The organism is Streptomyces poriferorum (genome assembly GCF_019399235.1).
GTDB classification, from domain to species: Bacteria; Actinomycetota; Actinomycetes; order Streptomycetales; family Streptomycetaceae; genus Streptomyces; species Streptomyces poriferorum.
On record NZ_JAELVH010000175.1, the window covers coordinates 1 to 14,592 of the forward strand.

The 14,592-nt window shown below is 69.7% G+C and carries 15 protein-coding genes; 6 read left to right on the top strand and 9 right to left on the bottom strand.

Annotated elements, in window-relative coordinates; all coding sequences use genetic code 11:
- Both JGS39_RS26500 and JGS39_RS26505 read left to right on the top strand, forming a co-directional pair.
- Positions 1-378, top strand: a 378-nt coding sequence (locus tag JGS39_RS26500; RefSeq protein WP_372456167.1) for a metallophosphoesterase, incomplete at its 5' end; no start/stop codon positions are given.
- A 218-nt stretch (positions 379-596) separates the two neighbouring features.
- Positions 597-2,150, top strand: coding sequence for an ABC transporter substrate-binding protein (locus tag JGS39_RS26505; protein WP_219572111.1), 1,554 nt, complete (start codon positions 597-599; stop codon positions 2,148-2,150).
- 87 nt (positions 2,151-2,237) lie between these two features.
- Here the strand turns inward: JGS39_RS26505 and JGS39_RS26510 are convergent, their stop codons facing one another.
- From JGS39_RS26510 to JGS39_RS26525, 4 genes are all read right to left on the bottom strand, one after another.
- Positions 2,238-2,954 carry a TetR/AcrR family transcriptional regulator gene (locus JGS39_RS26510; RefSeq protein WP_219572101.1) on the bottom strand — a complete coding sequence of 239 codons (717 nt, stop codon included), beginning with the start codon at positions 2,952-2,954 and terminating at the stop codon, positions 2,238-2,240.
- A 23-nt stretch (positions 2,955-2,977) separates the two neighbouring features.
- A complete protein-coding gene (locus JGS39_RS26515; protein WP_236063818.1) occupies positions 2,978-3,439 on the bottom strand; it encodes a thiol-disulfide oxidoreductase DCC family protein in 462 nt (153 codons plus the stop codon).
- A 9-nt stretch (positions 3,440-3,448) separates the two neighbouring features.
- Positions 3,449-3,874 carry a hypothetical protein gene (locus JGS39_RS26520; RefSeq protein WP_219572102.1) on the bottom strand — a complete coding sequence of 142 codons (426 nt, stop codon included), beginning with the start codon at positions 3,872-3,874 and terminating at the stop codon, positions 3,449-3,451.
- 67 nt (positions 3,875-3,941) lie between these two features.
- Positions 3,942-5,177, bottom strand: coding sequence for an MFS transporter (locus tag JGS39_RS26525; RefSeq protein WP_219572103.1), 1,236 nt, complete (start codon positions 5,175-5,177; stop codon positions 3,942-3,944).
- Between the two features lie 87 nt (positions 5,178-5,264).
- Between JGS39_RS26525 and JGS39_RS26530 the strand changes: the two genes are divergently transcribed.
- Positions 5,265-5,774, top strand: a complete 510-nt coding sequence (locus tag JGS39_RS26530; RefSeq protein ID WP_219572104.1) for a MarR family winged helix-turn-helix transcriptional regulator — start codon at positions 5,265-5,267, stop codon at positions 5,772-5,774.
- A gap of 87 nt (positions 5,775-5,861) precedes the next feature.
- Here JGS39_RS26530 and JGS39_RS26535 read toward each other — a convergent pair whose 3' ends face one another.
- The 5 genes from JGS39_RS26535 to JGS39_RS26555 all read right to left on the bottom strand — a co-directional run bounded on the left by JGS39_RS26535 (position 5,862) and on the right by JGS39_RS26555 (position 10,148).
- Positions 5,862-6,638, bottom strand: a complete 777-nt coding sequence (locus JGS39_RS26535; RefSeq protein ID WP_219572105.1) for a succinate dehydrogenase iron-sulfur subunit — start codon at positions 6,636-6,638, stop codon at positions 5,862-5,864.
- Positions 6,638-8,392: a succinate dehydrogenase flavoprotein subunit gene (gene sdhA / locus JGS39_RS26540; RefSeq protein ID WP_219572106.1), complete on the bottom strand. Its 1,755-nt coding sequence runs from the start codon at positions 8,390-8,392 to the stop codon at positions 6,638-6,640. Before sdhA ends, JGS39_RS26535 begins: the two co-directional genes overlap by 1 nt.
- Positions 8,393-8,422: 30 nt before the next feature.
- The gene (locus JGS39_RS26545; protein ID WP_219572107.1) at positions 8,423-8,896 is read right to left on the bottom strand and encodes a succinate dehydrogenase hydrophobic membrane anchor subunit; all 474 of its coding nucleotides are present in this window, start codon (positions 8,894-8,896) and stop codon (positions 8,423-8,425) included.
- Between the two features lie 5 nt (positions 8,897-8,901).
- Positions 8,902-9,282, bottom strand: a complete 381-nt coding sequence (gene sdhC, locus JGS39_RS26550) for a succinate dehydrogenase, cytochrome b556 subunit (RefSeq protein ID WP_026249405.1) — start codon at positions 9,280-9,282, stop codon at positions 8,902-8,904.
- Between the two features lie 413 nt (positions 9,283-9,695).
- Positions 9,696-10,148 carry a 2-oxo-4-hydroxy-4-carboxy-5-ureidoimidazoline decarboxylase gene (locus JGS39_RS26555; protein WP_236063820.1) on the bottom strand — a complete coding sequence of 151 codons (453 nt, stop codon included), beginning with the start codon at positions 10,146-10,148 and terminating at the stop codon, positions 9,696-9,698.
- A gap of 402 nt (positions 10,149-10,550) precedes the next feature.
- On the opposite strand from JGS39_RS26555, the gene JGS39_RS26560 reads away from it, so the two are divergent.
- From JGS39_RS26560 to JGS39_RS26570, 3 genes are all read left to right on the top strand, one after another.
- A complete protein-coding gene (locus JGS39_RS26560; protein WP_219572108.1) occupies positions 10,551-12,152 on the top strand; it encodes a beta-N-acetylhexosaminidase in 1,602 nt (533 codons plus the stop codon).
- Positions 12,153-12,364: 212 nt separating this feature from the next.
- On the top strand, positions 12,365-13,075 hold the full coding sequence (locus JGS39_RS26565) for a DUF4328 domain-containing protein (protein WP_236063817.1): 711 nt from the start codon (positions 12,365-12,367) through the stop codon (positions 13,073-13,075).
- Positions 13,076-13,202: 127 nt separating this feature from the next.
- Positions 13,203-13,772 carry a hypothetical protein gene (locus tag JGS39_RS26570; RefSeq protein ID WP_219572110.1) on the top strand — a complete coding sequence of 190 codons (570 nt, stop codon included), beginning with the start codon at positions 13,203-13,205 and terminating at the stop codon, positions 13,770-13,772.
- Positions 13,773-14,592 lie beyond the last annotated feature (820 nt).

The following is a 14,592-nucleotide window of genomic DNA, read 5'->3' on the forward strand; positions in this document are numbered from 1 at the left end:
GTCGAGATCGACGGCTTCGATCTCGCCGGGGTCAATGACATCGCGGGCGAGAGCGAAGGGCAGGGCCCGGATTTCGGCCGGGCGCTCGGCGACCGGGACCGTACCCGCGCCGCCGTTCTCATGGCCCATCAGCCCGTCGTCATCGACGAGGCCGTCGAGCACGGCGTGGACCTCCAGCTCTCCGGCCACACCCACGGCGGCCAGCTCTGGCCGGGCAACTACATCGCGGAACTGTCCAATCCCACGGTCGCCGGGCTCGAACGCTACGGCGACACCCAGTTGTACGTCACGCGCGGCGCCGGCGCCTGGGGCCCGCCCGTGCGGGTCGGCGCCCCCTCCGACATCACCGTCGTCGAGCTCGTGTCCCGCCGCGCGTAATCACCGTCGAGCACCCCGAATAGGCGATCGGGTGACCGGTCGTGAACCCTCTGTATTCGACGTATCGGCCCAAGGTTTCAACTAACGAACAAAAGCCTATGAGGCTCTGATTTCCTCTTCCAGATGTGAAAATCGTGTGATTGGCTGAGCGCGAACGTGCGGTGATCTGCGTATCTGAGCGCGACGCCGAGGTGGGGCTGGTAAGGGAGAGCACGGCAATGCGGTCGATCCGGCTACGGATTCTCGCGATTTTCGCGGTTTTGGTCATCGCAGGCGTGGTCGCCTGGCAGTTGCTTCCCTCGGACGAGGGGAATAGTGATCCGGTCACGGTCGGCACGACCGACGAGGTGACCTCGCTCGACCCGGCGGGCGCGTACGACGCGGGTTCGTGGGCGATGTACAGCAACATCTACCAGTCGCTGATGACGTTCAAGTCCGGGGCGATCGTCCCCGAGCCGGATGCCGCGGAGAGCTGTGGGTTCATCGGCGGAAAGCTGCAGACGTACCAGTGCAAGCTCCGTGACGACCTGACCTTCTCCGACGGCAAGGACATCACCGCGGAGGACGTCAAGTTCTCCTTCGACCGGATGATGGAGATCAAGACGGACGTCGGTCCTTCGGTCCTCTTCCCCAGCCTGAAGAACGTGGTGACCGAAGGCCGGACCATCACCTTCAACCTCTCCTCGCGTGACGCGACCTTCCCGCAGAAGCTCGCCACCGGAGCGGGTTCGATCGTCGAGAAGGACGCCTACGCCGAGCACAAGCTCCGCAACGACGGCCATGTGACGGGTTCGGGGCCGTACGTACTGAAGTCGTACGAGCCGGGTGTCAGCGCCGTGCTCGTGCCGAACACGAAGTACAAGGGCGCGCTCAAGAACACCGGTGGTCCGGTGACCGTGCGCTACTACAAGCAGTCGGACGATCTGCTGGCGGCCTGGAAGTCCGGCCAGGTCGATGTCACGCACCGTCAGCTCCCGTCTTCCACGCTCGCCGAGCTGGACCCGGGCGCCGTCGACCAGCACGTGACGGAGGCCGACAGCGCCGAGATCCGCAACCTGGTCTTCAACGTCCGCGACGGCTCGCCGCTCGCCGACAGGAAGGTCCGCCAGGCCATCGCGGCGCTCATCGACCGCGCGCCGCTGGTGACGGACATCTACAAGGGCACCGTCGAACCGCTCTACTCGCTGATTCCGCAGGGCTACATCGGGCACAGCACCCCCTTCTTCGACGCCTACCCGTCGCCGAGCGCCAAGCGGGCCAAGGAACTGATGCAGGAGGCCGGCGTACAGCTGCCGCTGCCCGTCACCTTCGCCTACCGCGACGACGACGAGTACAAGAAGGAAACGGCGGAGATCAGCCGCCAGCTGGAGGCGGACGGGCTGTTCAAGGTCACGGTGAAGGCCGTCGAGTGGCAGACCTTCCAGAAGGAGTACGCGGCCGGTAAGTACGACATGTACACCGTCGGCTGGCTCCCCGACTACCCGGACCCCGACACCTTCAGCCAGCCGCTCGTCGGCCGCGAGAACAGCCTTCACAACGGCTACACCAGCAAGAAGATGGACCAGCTGATCAGCGCCACGCTGGAGTTCAGCGACCGCAGCCGCACCTCGGCCGACTTCAAGGAACTCCAGAAGCTGGTCGGCGAGGACGTGCCGCTCGTGCCGCTGTGGCAGAAGAAGGACTACGTCGTCGCCAAGCCCGACGTCTCCGGATCGCAGTACCTCTCCGACGGCACCGGCATCTGGCGGCTGTGGGAACTGGGCTGGATCTGATCCGGCACCACGGCACGGGCGTCACAGCACGACAACGAGCGGCCGCCCCGGGAGGGATCCCGGGGCGGCCGCTCGGCCGTTCCCGCGTTACTTGCCCGGTGCCCGGCCCGTCGATCCCGGCAGGAACTCCTCCAGCACCTCGTAGACCTGACGCACCAGCGGCCGCAGCACCCGGAACCGGGACAGTGCGATGGTCCGGGCGACGATCGGGGCGATGCGCTCGACGAGGCGGCGGCTGCGCTCGGCGTCGTCCGTGCGGTCGTAGACCCAGTACAGCACCAGCCCCATCTGGTTCAGCCACATCAGCTGGGGCAGCAGATCGGCCAGTTCGGGGTCGACCTTGGTGCCGGAGCCCGCCAGGCAGCGCTCGTGGATGGAGATCGCCGCCTCGCGTGCGGAGACCGAGTCGCGCGAGAAGGGGCTGAGCGGGCTTTCGGGGTCGGCGGCGTTCTTGAAGAACTGGGCGGCGAAGCGGTGGTAGGGCTCCGCCACGTCCAGCCAGCAGAGCAGGACCCCGCGGATGCGTACCGCGAGGTCCTTGTCACCGGCCAGCACCGGCTGCACCGCCGCCTCGTGCTCGGCGGCAATCCGGTCGTAGAAGCCCTGGACCAGGTGTTCCTTGGACGAGAAGTAGTAGTACGCGTTCCCTACGGAGACGCCGGCCTCCTGGGCGATGGCCCGCATCGTCGTCTTGTCGTATCCGCGTTCCTGGAAGAGCCGGAGCGCGGTCTCGAGGATGAGTGTGCGGGTCTGCTCGCTCTTGGGAGCCTTGACTTCCTTCACGTCCTTCTCTTCCTTCACCACGGTCCCGAGGGTATCCGGACCGGCTACGTCGCCGGGCCGGGGCCCTGGACCCGGCATGTGCCGTCCCCGTCGCCACCCTGGCCGCCGCCCCCGTCCGCGCGGCACGGCTCGGCCGTCAGCGAGCGGTACTTGGCGGCGGCGAGGACGGTCGCCCGGGCGAACGGCCGGCCGGCCGGGGTGGTCAGCCAGTGGGCCTTCGGCCGGTGCTCGGCCAGCGCCCAGAGGCAGACGATCCACGCGGAGGTGGAGCGGTAGACCTGCCCCCGGTCACCGATCACCGTGATCTCCTCCAGGGTCCCGGCGTGGTCGAGGCCGGGGAAGCGGCGGTGCGCCTCGGCCGAGTCCGCCGGTACGAGGTCGAGCGGGACCAGTTGACGCTGGTTCATCAGCCACTGGCGCAGATGGACGCAGAGCGAGCACTGTGCGTCGTAGAGCACGGTGAGCCGTTCGACGGACCACCGCCCGCCACCTGTGCGGTGCCTCATGACCGGCCCTCACGCCCTGGGGGCGGGCGCGGCCCACGGTCCCGGTCCCGTCCAGCCCTGCGGCGCGACGGGCGGGGTCTGCTCGCGCTCCATCATTCCGCGGCGGCGGATCTTGTTGAGTACGTAGACGTTGCCCAGGTGCATGACGCCGAGGACCAGCAGGACGACGCCGACCTTGACCGACAGTGCCTCGAAGAGCTGACGGGCGTCGGCGACGCCGTCGGAGTTCTTCAGGTAGAGCGTCACGAATCCCAGGTTGACCAGGTAGAAGCCCACCACCAGAAGGTGGTTGACCGCGTCGGCGAGCTTCTCGTTCCCGTGCAGCACATCGGCGAGGAACACCTTGCCGTTGCGGCTCAGCGTGCGGGCGACCCAGATGGTGAGCGCCACGCTGATGAGCAGGTAGATGACGTACGCGACAACAGTGAGGTCCATGCCCCACCCTCCCTTGAACGCGTTCAAATGCTGTTGTCATGGACTGTAGACCTCTCTTTGAACATGTTCAAGCGGGGGTCCCGGTGGTCCGCGTCACCGCCTCGACGGGTTCGGCGGGCGCCTTGAAGCGCCGTACGCCCGGTACCGCCGCCGTGGCCAGGCAGGCCGACCCGACCAGCAACCCGGCTATGGCGAGCGGGACTTCGGGTCCCCACGCGGAGTCGGCCAGCGGGGCCAGGGCGTAGCCCAGCGGCATCGCGCCGAGCGAGAGCAGCCAGTCGTACGAGGTCACCCGGGCGAGCACGTGGGCGGGGACGGCGGACTGGACGGCGGTCTCCCAGACCGGGTTGAGGAAGCCCAGCCCGGCCATGGCCGCCCCGTACGCGACGACGGCCACGCCGACGGGCGCGTGTGCGGCCAGCAGGCAGAGCGGGAGGGCGTACAGCGCGCCTCCCAGGTTGGCGGTCAGGACCGGGCGGCGGGGCCGGACCCGGCCGGCCACCAGCGAGCCTGCCAGCAGGCCCACGGCGCCGGTCTGGAGGAAGGCGAGCCAGGCGCCCTCGCCGCCCAGGTCGCGGAGGAAGAGTGCCGGGCCGAGCGTCATCAGGACGGCGGCCGCCCCGTTCCACGCGGCGTGGGCGATCAGGCTGGTCCAGTACCAGTCGCGGCTCCGGACCTCGCCCCAGCCCTCCTTGAGGTCGCCGATCAGCGAACGCCGCGGGATGGGGACATGCCGTACCTCGATCGCGGCGAGGAGCGCGGCGCTCACCGCGAACGTCGCGCCGTCCAGGACGAAGGCCCAGCCGGGCCCCGCGGTGAGGACCAGCGCCCCGGCGACGGCCGGGCCGCCGATCCGGGCCGCGCTGCCGACCACGGCCATCAGGGCGTTGGCCCGCAGCAGTCCGGACTCGGCCACGGTGCCGCGGATCAGCGGCGAGACGGTCGGCATGGAGAAGGCGCCGGCGGCTCCGCCGATCGCCTCGGCCACCGCGATCTGCCACAACGCCGGTGTCCCGGAGAGCAGTTCGGCGCCGACGAAGAGCTGGGTGACGCACCGTACGAGATCGGTGGTCAGCGCCACCGTGCGGGCGTTGAACCGGTCGCCGACCACGCCGCCGAGGGGCAGCAGGAGCAGCTTGGGCACCATCGCGCAGGCGAGCACCAGCGCGAGGTCGCCGGTCGAGCCGGTCGCCAGGTAGACGGCGAGGCTGAGTGCGGCGGGAATCGCGGCGTCACCGATCAGCGAGAGGCTGCGACCGACGAAGAGCAGGCGGAAGGAACGGGTGTGTAAGGGGTGAGACATGAGCGGGAATCTATTTCGTCACCAAACTATTCGTCAACGAAATATAAGTTTCCGAAATATGTAGGTGCCCAGCGTAAGCTGTGACCCATGCAGCAACGCGACTGGACCGACGGCCACGTGGAGCGGTGGAAGCCGGTACTTCCGGACCTCGACCCCGATGTCGAGGGCGCGGTGACCCGGATGAAGAAGCTCGGGGTCCATCTGCGCCGGGTGCGGGAGCAGTCCCTGGTCGACTTCGACCTGGACCGGCAGGAGTTCGACACCCTGCACAAACTGGCCGGCCGCGGCGGCAAGGCGGCCCCCTCGGAGCTCGCCGCCGACCTCGACCTCGCGCCCGCCTCCGTCACCGGCCGGCTGGACGCGCTGGAGCGCCGCGGGTTCGTCCGCCGCAGGACCTCCACCGCCGACCGGCGCCGTGTCGACGTGGAGCTGACCGCGGAGGGCCGCTCCACCTGGACCGGTGCGATGGAGTTCCTCGGCGACGAGGAGGAACGCCTGCTGGGCGTCCTGGCCAAGGACGAACGCGTCCTGCTCAACGACATGCTGCGTCGCATCATGGTGGTCGCGGAGCACAAGGGCGGCGCGGGCTGGGACTGAACGGCCCGGGGTACGGCAAGAGGCCCCGTCCCCCGCGGTGTTCCTGCGGGGGACGGGGCCTCTGACGCGCTCAGGGAATCCCGCGGGTCAGAAGCGACGCGTGATCAGCGCGCGCTTGACCTCCTGGATCGCCTTCGTGACCTCGATGCCACGCGGGCAGGCGTCCGTGCAGTTGAACGTGGTGCGGCAACGCCACACACCGTCACGGTCGTTGAGGATCTCCAGGCGCTGCTCGCCGCCCTCGTCGCGCGAGTCGAAGATGAAGCGGTGCGCGTTGACGATCGCCGCCGGGCCGAAGTACTGGCCGTCGTTCCAGAACACCGGGCACGAGGACGTGCACGCGGCGCACAGGATGCACTTGGTGGTGTCGTCGAAGCGCTCGCGGTCCTCGGGGGACTGCAGACGCTCGCGGGTCGGCTCGTTCCCCTTGGTGATGAGGAAGGGCATGACGTCGCGGTAGGCCTGGAAGAACGGGTCCATGTCGACCACGAGGTCCTTGAGGACCGTGAGGCCCTTGATGGCCTCGATCGTGATCGGCTTCTCCGGGTTCAGGTCCTTGATCAGCGTCTTGCAGGCCAGCCGGTTCTTGCCGTTGATCCGCATGGCGTCCGAACCGCAGATGCCGTGCGCGCACGAGCGGCGGAACGTCAGCGTGCCGTCGGTCTCCCACTTGATCTTGTGAAGGGCGTCGAGGACACGCTCCTTCGGGTCGATCTCGATCTGGAAGTCCTGCCACTGGGCCTCGTCGGAGACCTCGGGGTTGAACCGCCGGATACGGAAGGTCGCCGTGATGTACGGCGAGTCGGCGAAGCCGGCCTCGGGCTCGGGGGCCATGTCGGCCTTTTCCAAGGTGGGGGTAGCCATCAGTACTTACGCTCCATCGGCTGGTAGCGGGTCTGGACGACCGGCTTGTAGTCCAGCCGGATCGACTCGGTGCCGTCGTCGGCGACCTCGCGGTACGCCATGGTGTGGCGCATGAAGTTGACGTCGTCGCGGTTCGGGTAGTCCTCGCGGTAGTGACCGCCGCGGGACTCCTTGCGCGCCAGCGCCGAAGTCGCCATGACCTCGGCGAGGTCGAGCAGGTTGCCCAGCTCGATGGCCTCCAGCAGGTCCGTGTTGAACCGCCTGCCCTTGTCCTGGACCGACACGTCGAGGTAGCGCTTGCGCAGCTCGGCGATCTTGTCGACCGCGGTCTTGATCGTCTGCTCGGTGCGGAACACCATCACGTTGGCGTCCATGCACTCCTGCAGCTCCAGGCGGATCGCCGAGACGCGCTCGGTGCCCGTGGAGTTGCGCAGCCGCTCGACCTGGTCGATGACCATCTGCGCCGGGTTCTCGGGAAGCTCGAGGAAGTCGTTCTTCGAGGAGTACTCGGCGGCGGCGATGCCCGACCGGCGTCCGAAGACGTTGATGTCGAGCAGCGAGTTCGTACCGAGGCGGTTGGCGCCGTGCACGGAGACACAGGCGACCTCGCCGGCGGCGTACAGGCCCGGGACGACGGTGGTGTTGTCGGCCAGCACCTCGCCCTCGACGTTGGTCGGGATGCCGCCCATGGCGTAGTGCGCGGTCGGCTGGATCGGGATCGGGTCCGTGTAGGGCTCGATGCCGAGGTACGTACGCGCGAACTCGGTGATGTCCGGGAGCTTGGCGTCCAGCTGCTCCGGCGGCAGGTGCGTGAGGTCGAGGTAGACGTGGTCGCCCTCGGGACCGCAGCCGCGGCCCTCACGGATCTCGGTGTAGATGGAGCGGGACACGACGTCACGGGACGCGAGGTCCTTCATGACGGGCGCGTACTTCTCCATGAAGCGCTCGCCGTCCTTGTTGCGGAGGATGCCGCCCTCACCGCGGGCGCCCTCCGTCAGCAGGATGCCCATGCGCCAGATGCCCGTCGGGTGGAACTGGAAGAACTCCATGTCCTCCAGCGGCAGACCTCGGCGGTAGCAGGCGGCCTGGCCGTCACCGGTCAGGGTGTGCGCGTTCGACGTCACCTTGAAGAACTTGCCGGTGCCGCCCGAGGCGTAAATGACCGACTTCGCCTGGAAGACGTGGATCTCGCCGGTGGCCAGCTCGTAGGCGACGACGCCGGCGGACTTCTTGACGCCGTCCTCCTCGACGACCAGCTGGTCCAGGACGTAGAACTCGTTGAAGAACTCCACGCCCTCCTTGACGCAGTTCTGGTAAAGCGTCTGGAGGATCATGTGGCCGGTGCGGTCGCCCGAGTAGCAGGCGCGGCGGACCGGGGCCTCACCGTGGTTGCGGGAGTGACCACCGAAGCGGCGCTGGTCGATCTTGCCCTCGGGCGTACGGCCGAACGGCAGGCCCATCTTCTCCAGGTCGAGAACGGCGTCGATGGCCTCCTTCGCCAGGATCTCGGCGGCGTCCTGGTCGACCAGGTAGTCGCCGCCCTTGATCGTGTCGAAGGTGTGCCACTCCCAGTTGTCCTCCTCCACGTTGGCGAGCGCGGCGGCCATGCCGCCCTGCGCCGCGCCCGTGTGGGAGCGGGTGGGGTAGAGCTTGGTCAGCACGGCGGTGCGGCTGCGCTTGGTCGACTCGATGGCCGCGCGCATGCCGGCGCCGCCGGCGCCGACGATGACGGTGTCGTACTTGTGGATCTGCATGGTTTACCTCTGGTCCTTCGGGCCCGGCGCCTAGCGGATGTTCGGGTCGAAGGTGAAGATCACCAGCGTGCCCAGCAGGACGGTGAACACCGTGGCGGTGTACAGGAGCATCTTCAGCCAGAAGCGGGTGTTGTCCCGTTCGGCGTAGTCGTTGATGACCGTACGGAGACCGTTGGCGCCGTGCAGCATGGCGAGCCACAGCATCGCCAGGTCCCACATCTGCCAGAACGGCGAGGCCCAGCGGCCCGCCACGAAGGCGAAGCCGATCTTGGAGACGCCGCCGTCCAGCACCAGCTGGATCAGCAGGTGGCCCAGGACCAGGACGACCAGCACGATGCCCGACAGGCGCATGAAGAGCCAGGCGTACATCTCGAAGTTGGTGCGCGAACCCTTGGGGGTCTTGCCGGTCCGCTTGCGCGGCGGCTCGATCACGGGCGCGGGGTTGTCGACGTCGTAGAGGGCGGAGCCTTCGACGTCGCCGATTGCGGAAGTCTCGGTGGACATTGGCCTCAGCTCCCGAATACTTCGCGTACGGCGTGGCCGAGGACGGGGTACAGGGCCCCGACCATCAGCACGATCCAGATACCCAGCACGGCCCAGAGCATCTGCTTCTGAACGCGCGGGCCCTTGGCCCAGAAGTCCACGGCGACGATGCGCAGACCGTTCAGCGCGTGGAAGAGAATCGCGGCCACCAGGCCGTATTCGAGGAGCGCGACGATCGGCGTCTTGTACGTGGACACGACGTCGTCGTATGCCTCGGGGGAGACGCGGACGAGAGCGGTGTCCAGGACATGTACGAACAGGAAGAAGAAAATGAGGACACCGGTGACTCGATGAGCCACCCAGGACCACATGCCTTCCCGGCCGCGGTACAGCGTTCCAGCCGGCACGGAAGAACCCTCCGGGAGCGGGGATTGGGGTCGGCCGGCTTGACTGTCGGTCTGACCCGGCCGGGTACGGTCCACCGGCCCCGGCCATCGTAGCGACGGTTTGTCGGTTCGATCGCGCGGGGGCCTCTGGTGTGATCAAAGTGGCAATGAATCAGGCACGGACGGGCTAGGTCGCGCCGCCGCACGGCCGCCTGCCGTGCGGTGACCGGCACGCACGATCGCGCCGTCGCCGAAACGCCCCGGTAGCTCCGCTACGAGACCGTTCCGGCGCCTTGCGGTCGCACGCACCAGTCGCCGCACGGCCGCCCTTCGGGCGACGGCGGCAGTTCGGCGGCGCGGCCCGACGGACGCCTACGGGCCTGCTTGCCCGCCCGTGACGGGGAATCCGCACGCAGGAGCCCGCCGCCAAGCCGTTACTGACTCGATACCAGCTCGATGATGCGGCCCCGGGCGAGTCGCCGCATCTCGTCCGCCGTCACCACCCGCTCCTGCTCGGGGTCGTGCCCCAGCCGGGCCCGGATGCCGGCCAGCACCTGGTCGGGGTGCTCGGCGGGCCCGAAGCCGTCCAGACAGATCACGAACACATGGCCGAACCTGCACTCGTAGGCGGCGTGCGCGGCGGCCAGCGCGAGATGGGCGGAGCGCGGCGCGTCCGGGGGCAGTCCGGGGGCGGCCTCGGCGGCCAGCGCCTCGGCGCGGTCGGTGGGGGAGAGGTCGTAACAGGCCTCGTCGGCGGCGGCGAGCAGCGCGTCCAGGTCCGGGTAGGGGCGGTGGTCCGCCAGCCGCTTGGCCCAGCGGCGGCTGCCGAAACACTCCAGCAGCGCGGCCTCGGCCCCGGCGGCGGACGCGGCGTTCAACCCCGCCAGGCCACAGGGGCCGGACGGGGCCCGGCCGGGCGCGGATCCGCAGCTCTGTACGGGTACGGCGGTCTGCCGGGCGGACGGGGGCGGCTGCGCGGGGAGGCCGGCGTGGGACTCGCTGGACCTGGACAGCGTGGACTCCTGGAATCAACGGCATCTGTGAACCTGGAGTGGGGAGGGACCGGAGAGACCAGGTGGATGCAGGGTGAAGGGAGAGACGAATGTGCCTCAAAGGTAGCGACGCGGGGCAACGGCCGTCCGACAGATGCGCGAATTTCACCCGGACGGGAGGGTTCCACGATGCCTGACGGACACATGGGCGAGGAGAATGCCCGGCTATCTCACTCATCAGCCCTGTTTTCTATCCCTTCTGCTCTCTTGCCCCCCGAAACCGGAGGTTTCTGACCGATGGCACCCTCATGCGGCGCCCTCATGGCCGTGACGGCGGTCGCCGCGGCGACCGTCACCGTCGCCGCCTGCGACAGCTCCGGCACCGAACACCGCAACGGCTCAGAGACGTCCCCCTCGTCGTCGTCACCGTCCGCGTCCCCCGAGCCGTCCCCGACCCGGAGCTACCCGCTCTCGAAGACACCCCGCGCCATCCCCGCCGTACGGGAACACAGACCGGCCCGCGGTCCCGGCTGGCGGCCGGGCAAGAGCAGCGGCGTGGTGATCGAGAAGGGCGACAAGGGGCTGGCCGACGAAGGAAGGCTGCTCGCCGGTGAGCTGAGGATCCGCTATCGGGGCGAGGTCCCGGCCCGTGCGGGGGATGTGGAACTGGCCCTGAACCCGAAGGACGGCGGCGGGCCCGAGTCGTACACCCTGCGGACCCACGACGGACGCGTCACGATCAGCGGTCCGGCACAGGCCGGGGTCTTCTACGGGACCCGCACCCTCAAGCAGTCCGTGCGAGCCGACGGCGCCATGCCCGAGGGGGAGGTGCGCGACCGCCCCGACCGTCCGCAGCGCGGACTCAACCTGGACATCGCGCGCAAGCACTACAGCGCCGGCTGGATCGAGGACCGGCTGCGCGAGATGGCCGACCTCAAGCTGAACCAGCTCGGCCTGCACTTCTCCGACGACCAGGCCTTCCGCATCGAGTCCGACACCCACCCCGAGGTGGTGTCGCCCGAGCACCTGACCAAGGCCGAGGTACGGCGCATCGTCGCCCTCGCCGGCCGGCTGCACATCGAGGTCGTCCCCGAGATCGACTCCCCGGGCCACCTCGGCGCGGTCCTGGCCGCCCACCCCGACCTCCAGCTGCTCAACGTCTCGGGCGTGCCGTCGAAGGGATCGCTCGACATCTCGAAGCCGGGCGCGGCGAAGCTCGTCGACGAGCTCCTCGGCGAGTACACCGAACTGTTCGGCGGCGCCTACTGGCATCTGGGCGCCGACGAGTACCAGGCGCTCACGGTGAGCAGTCCCGCTGCCTCGTACCCGCAGCTCCAGCGCGCGGCCGTGAAGAAGTACGGGGCGCAGGCCGGCATCGAGGACCTCGCCACCGGCTGGCTCAACGACCGTGCGGCAGTGGTCCGGCCGCACGGCATGAAGCCCAAGGCGTGGAACGACGGCCTCTTCCGCGACAGCACCGTCCGGGCCGACAAGGACATCGAGATCGAGTACTGGACGGGCAAGGAGTACGGCGCCCGGCCGCCGGAGCAGTACCTGCGTGAGGGGTACAAGATGCTGAACCTCAACGACGAGTTCCTCTATTACGTGCTCGGCCAGCCCAACGCCTTCGTCTACCCCACGGGCAAGCGCATCTACGAACAGTGGACGCCTCTCGTGCTGCGCGGCACGAGCCCCGTCCCGGCGAAGTACTCGGACCAGATCCTCGGCGGCCGGTTCGCGGTGTGGGGCGATTTCCCGAACGCCCAGACCGCGGCGCAGGTTGCCGAGGGCATCCGGATGCCGCTGCGGGCCACCTCCCAGAAGCTGTGGGACCCGGGCAAACCGCAGCTGAGCTGGGACGGGTTCAAGGCGCTGGCGAAGGAGATCGACCAGGGCTGAGGGCCTGAACCCGTGGACAGCGCGGCGCGCGGGGGGCTAGGTTCCGCTGGCCGCGTGGTCCGGGGAGGGACGCGCGCTCCATGCGTAGACGTCCGAATCCGGGGGGTTCCCTTTCCATGCTCTGTTCACTCTGCGGTACGAGACCTGCCGGCACGGCCGACGGGCGGTGCACGGTGTGCGCCGCCACCCGCCGCTCCCGGGCGGGTGGGCTGATGGCCTCACCGGCGGGCCCGGCGCCGCTGGATTCCCTGCGTTCCCCGGTCGGGACCGGCAAGGCGGCGTGTGTGCTGCTCGGGGCGGTGGCGGCTGCGGACGTGGTGTCGATCGCCGCCGGCATCAACGCGCGGCAGGTGTTCGCCGAGGGGACCGCCGACGACTTCCTGAGGTACGACGAGGCGGCCATGGACCGGGCCGACATGCTGTACCGGTTCTCCGGCACTCCCCAGGTGATGACCTTCCTGGCGGCCGCGGTCGTCTTCCTCATCTGGTTCCGCCGCGTACGGCTCAACGCCGAGGTGTTCGACGCCCACGCCCAGCCGATGAGGCCGGGCTGGGCGATCGGCGCCTGGTTCGTCCCCGTCGCCAACTTCTTCCTGCCCTACCGCGTCGCGAGCGGCATCTGGACGGCGAGTACCCCGGCCGGCCGGCCGGTGGCCTCACGTGTGCTGCTGAACGCCTGGTGGGCGGGGCTCATCGGCTCGCGGCTGTTCGTCGTATGGGCCGAGCGCCGCTACGCCGCCGCCGAGGAGGTGGACGAGGTCCTGGACGCGTTCGGCTTGGTCGTCGCAGGCGATGTGCTCGACGTCGTGGCCGCCGTACTGGCGATCCTCTTCGTGCGCCGGCTGACCGCGATGCAGGGCGAACGGGCGGCGCCGCGGGCCGCTCCCGTAGCCCCGATGCCGGCGGCGGAGCAGACCGGCTGACATCGGGCGGCGATATTCAGACGGCTGGAGTGACGCTTTTCGGCCATTCGGCGCTGTACGCGATAAGACGACGCGCTACGTCCCCGTGCGTCCGATCCGGGTACGGGGAGGCCGACGGGAGACGCCGATGAGCCTGCTCGAACTGATCGCCGCCGCTGATGCCCGGGGGCTCGCCGCGAGCGGGACCGCCTGCCTCGACCGGTGCCTGCCGCAGCCCGCCGAGGCGGCCGACCCGGATCCGCTGCGGCCGCTCTGGGCGGGCTGCGCCGACCCGCGGGGCTGGCCGGACCGGCTGGCCGAGGCGCGCACGGCGCTGGACGCGCTGCCCGGTCCGCCGGAGAGCGTCCGGCGCATCGCGAAGCTCCTCGGCGAGGCCCCCGCGGACCGGTCGGGCGAGGCGCTGCGCTCCTGGGCGGACGCCTGCTCGGTGCTGGCCCTGGACCTCCACCGCGGGCACGACACCGCCCGCGCCGACGCCACGGAGCTGGTGGCACGCTGCCGGGCCGGCGATCAGGACGGGGCGGGGCCGCTGCTGTCGGGGGAGGCCGCCCGGCAGGTCCGGATCCTGGAGATGCTCGCGGAGATCGGGGACGGCGCCCCCACGGGAGCCGGGCTGCGCCAGGTGATGGATGTCTCGACGGAGGGCCAGCGGGTACTGAGGGCGGCGGCCTCACGACGGGCCCGGGTGCGGGGCTGAGCCGGCGCCGCCACGTAACGCCGCATCACGAACCGCGTCGGAGCGGGAAATGGAACGACGACCGGGGCCGCCACCCCCCACAGGAGAGGCCCCGGTCGTCTTCCGCGGGGCCGCAGGACGACCCCGTACTCATCTCAGCGCCGCGACTGCGTTTTCTGTCACACCGCACGGTGTCCGAAGAATGTTGCGGGTTGTACAAGTCATGGACGTGACGCCCGCCGAGGACGTAGCGTGCTGAGTCGCGCAGGGTGGCGCGGCAGTGGTGACCAGCTGCGATATGGGACAGCAGGGCAGGTTGAGGGAGTGCTGGGGGACGACGCGGGGCTTACTGCCGCGGTGCTCGCGGCGCAGGACGGGGACGAGGACGCCTTCCGTACTGTGTACCGCGCTGTGCAGCCGCGGCTGCTGGGCTACATACGAACGCTCGTGGGGGACCCGGACGCCGAGGACGTGGCATNCGGTCCGCACCGCCGCGCACCGCGGGCTGAAGCGGCTCGCCGAACTGCTGCGGGCGGACGACGCGGACCGTGCGGGCAGTGCGGGGAACCCGGGCGGCGAGGGCGGTCTGCCGGCAGCCGGTCCTGCGGAAGGAAGCCGTCCGCGCGGCGACGGAACGGCCGGCGGAGTCGGCGCGCCCCGGGGGCCGGGCGGTGGTACGAACCCCGCGCAGTCCCCGCAGAACAACGGGGCCGGCCGGACGGTGGAACTCGGCGCCGTCCCCGCGCAGCGTCCCTCCCGCACCGGCCTGGTGGCGCCCGCCGGTGTGACGCATTCGCGTCTGTGGACGCAGAAGGACATGTGATGGCCGACGAGCAGCACG

Coding starts and splice junctions, on each gene's coding strand:
- JGS39_RS26565 (WP_236063817.1), top strand. CDS start 12,365: ATGGCCTCACCGGCGGGCCCGGCGCCGCTGGATTCCCTGCGTTCCCCG.
- JGS39_RS26535 (WP_219572105.1), bottom strand. CDS start 6,638: ATGGCTACCCCCACCTTGGAAAAGGCCGACATGGCCCCCGAGCCCGAG.
- JGS39_RS26545 (WP_219572107.1), bottom strand. CDS start 8,896: ATGTCCACCGAGACTTCCGCAATCGGCGACGTCGAAGGCTCCGCCCTC.
- JGS39_RS26530 (WP_219572104.1), top strand. CDS start 5,265: ATGCAGCAACGCGACTGGACCGACGGCCACGTGGAGCGGTGGAAGCCG.
- JGS39_RS26515 (WP_236063818.1), bottom strand. CDS start 3,439: ATGAGGCACCGCACAGGTGGCGGGCGGTGGTCCGTCGAACGGCTCACC.
- JGS39_RS26560 (WP_219572108.1), top strand. CDS start 10,551: ATGGCACCCTCATGCGGCGCCCTCATGGCCGTGACGGCGGTCGCCGCG.
- JGS39_RS26525 (WP_219572103.1), bottom strand. CDS start 5,177: ATGTCTCACCCCTTACACACCCGTTCCTTCCGCCTGCTCTTCGTCGGT.
- JGS39_RS26570 (WP_219572110.1), top strand. CDS start 13,203: ATGAGCCTGCTCGAACTGATCGCCGCCGCTGATGCCCGGGGGCTCGCC.
- sdhA (WP_219572106.1), bottom strand. CDS start 8,392: ATGCAGATCCACAAGTACGACACCGTCATCGTCGGCGCCGGCGGCGCC.
- JGS39_RS26520 (WP_219572102.1), bottom strand. CDS start 3,874: ATGGACCTCACTGTTGTCGCGTACGTCATCTACCTGCTCATCAGCGTG.
- JGS39_RS26505 (WP_219572111.1), top strand. CDS start 597: ATGCGGTCGATCCGGCTACGGATTCTCGCGATTTTCGCGGTTTTGGTC.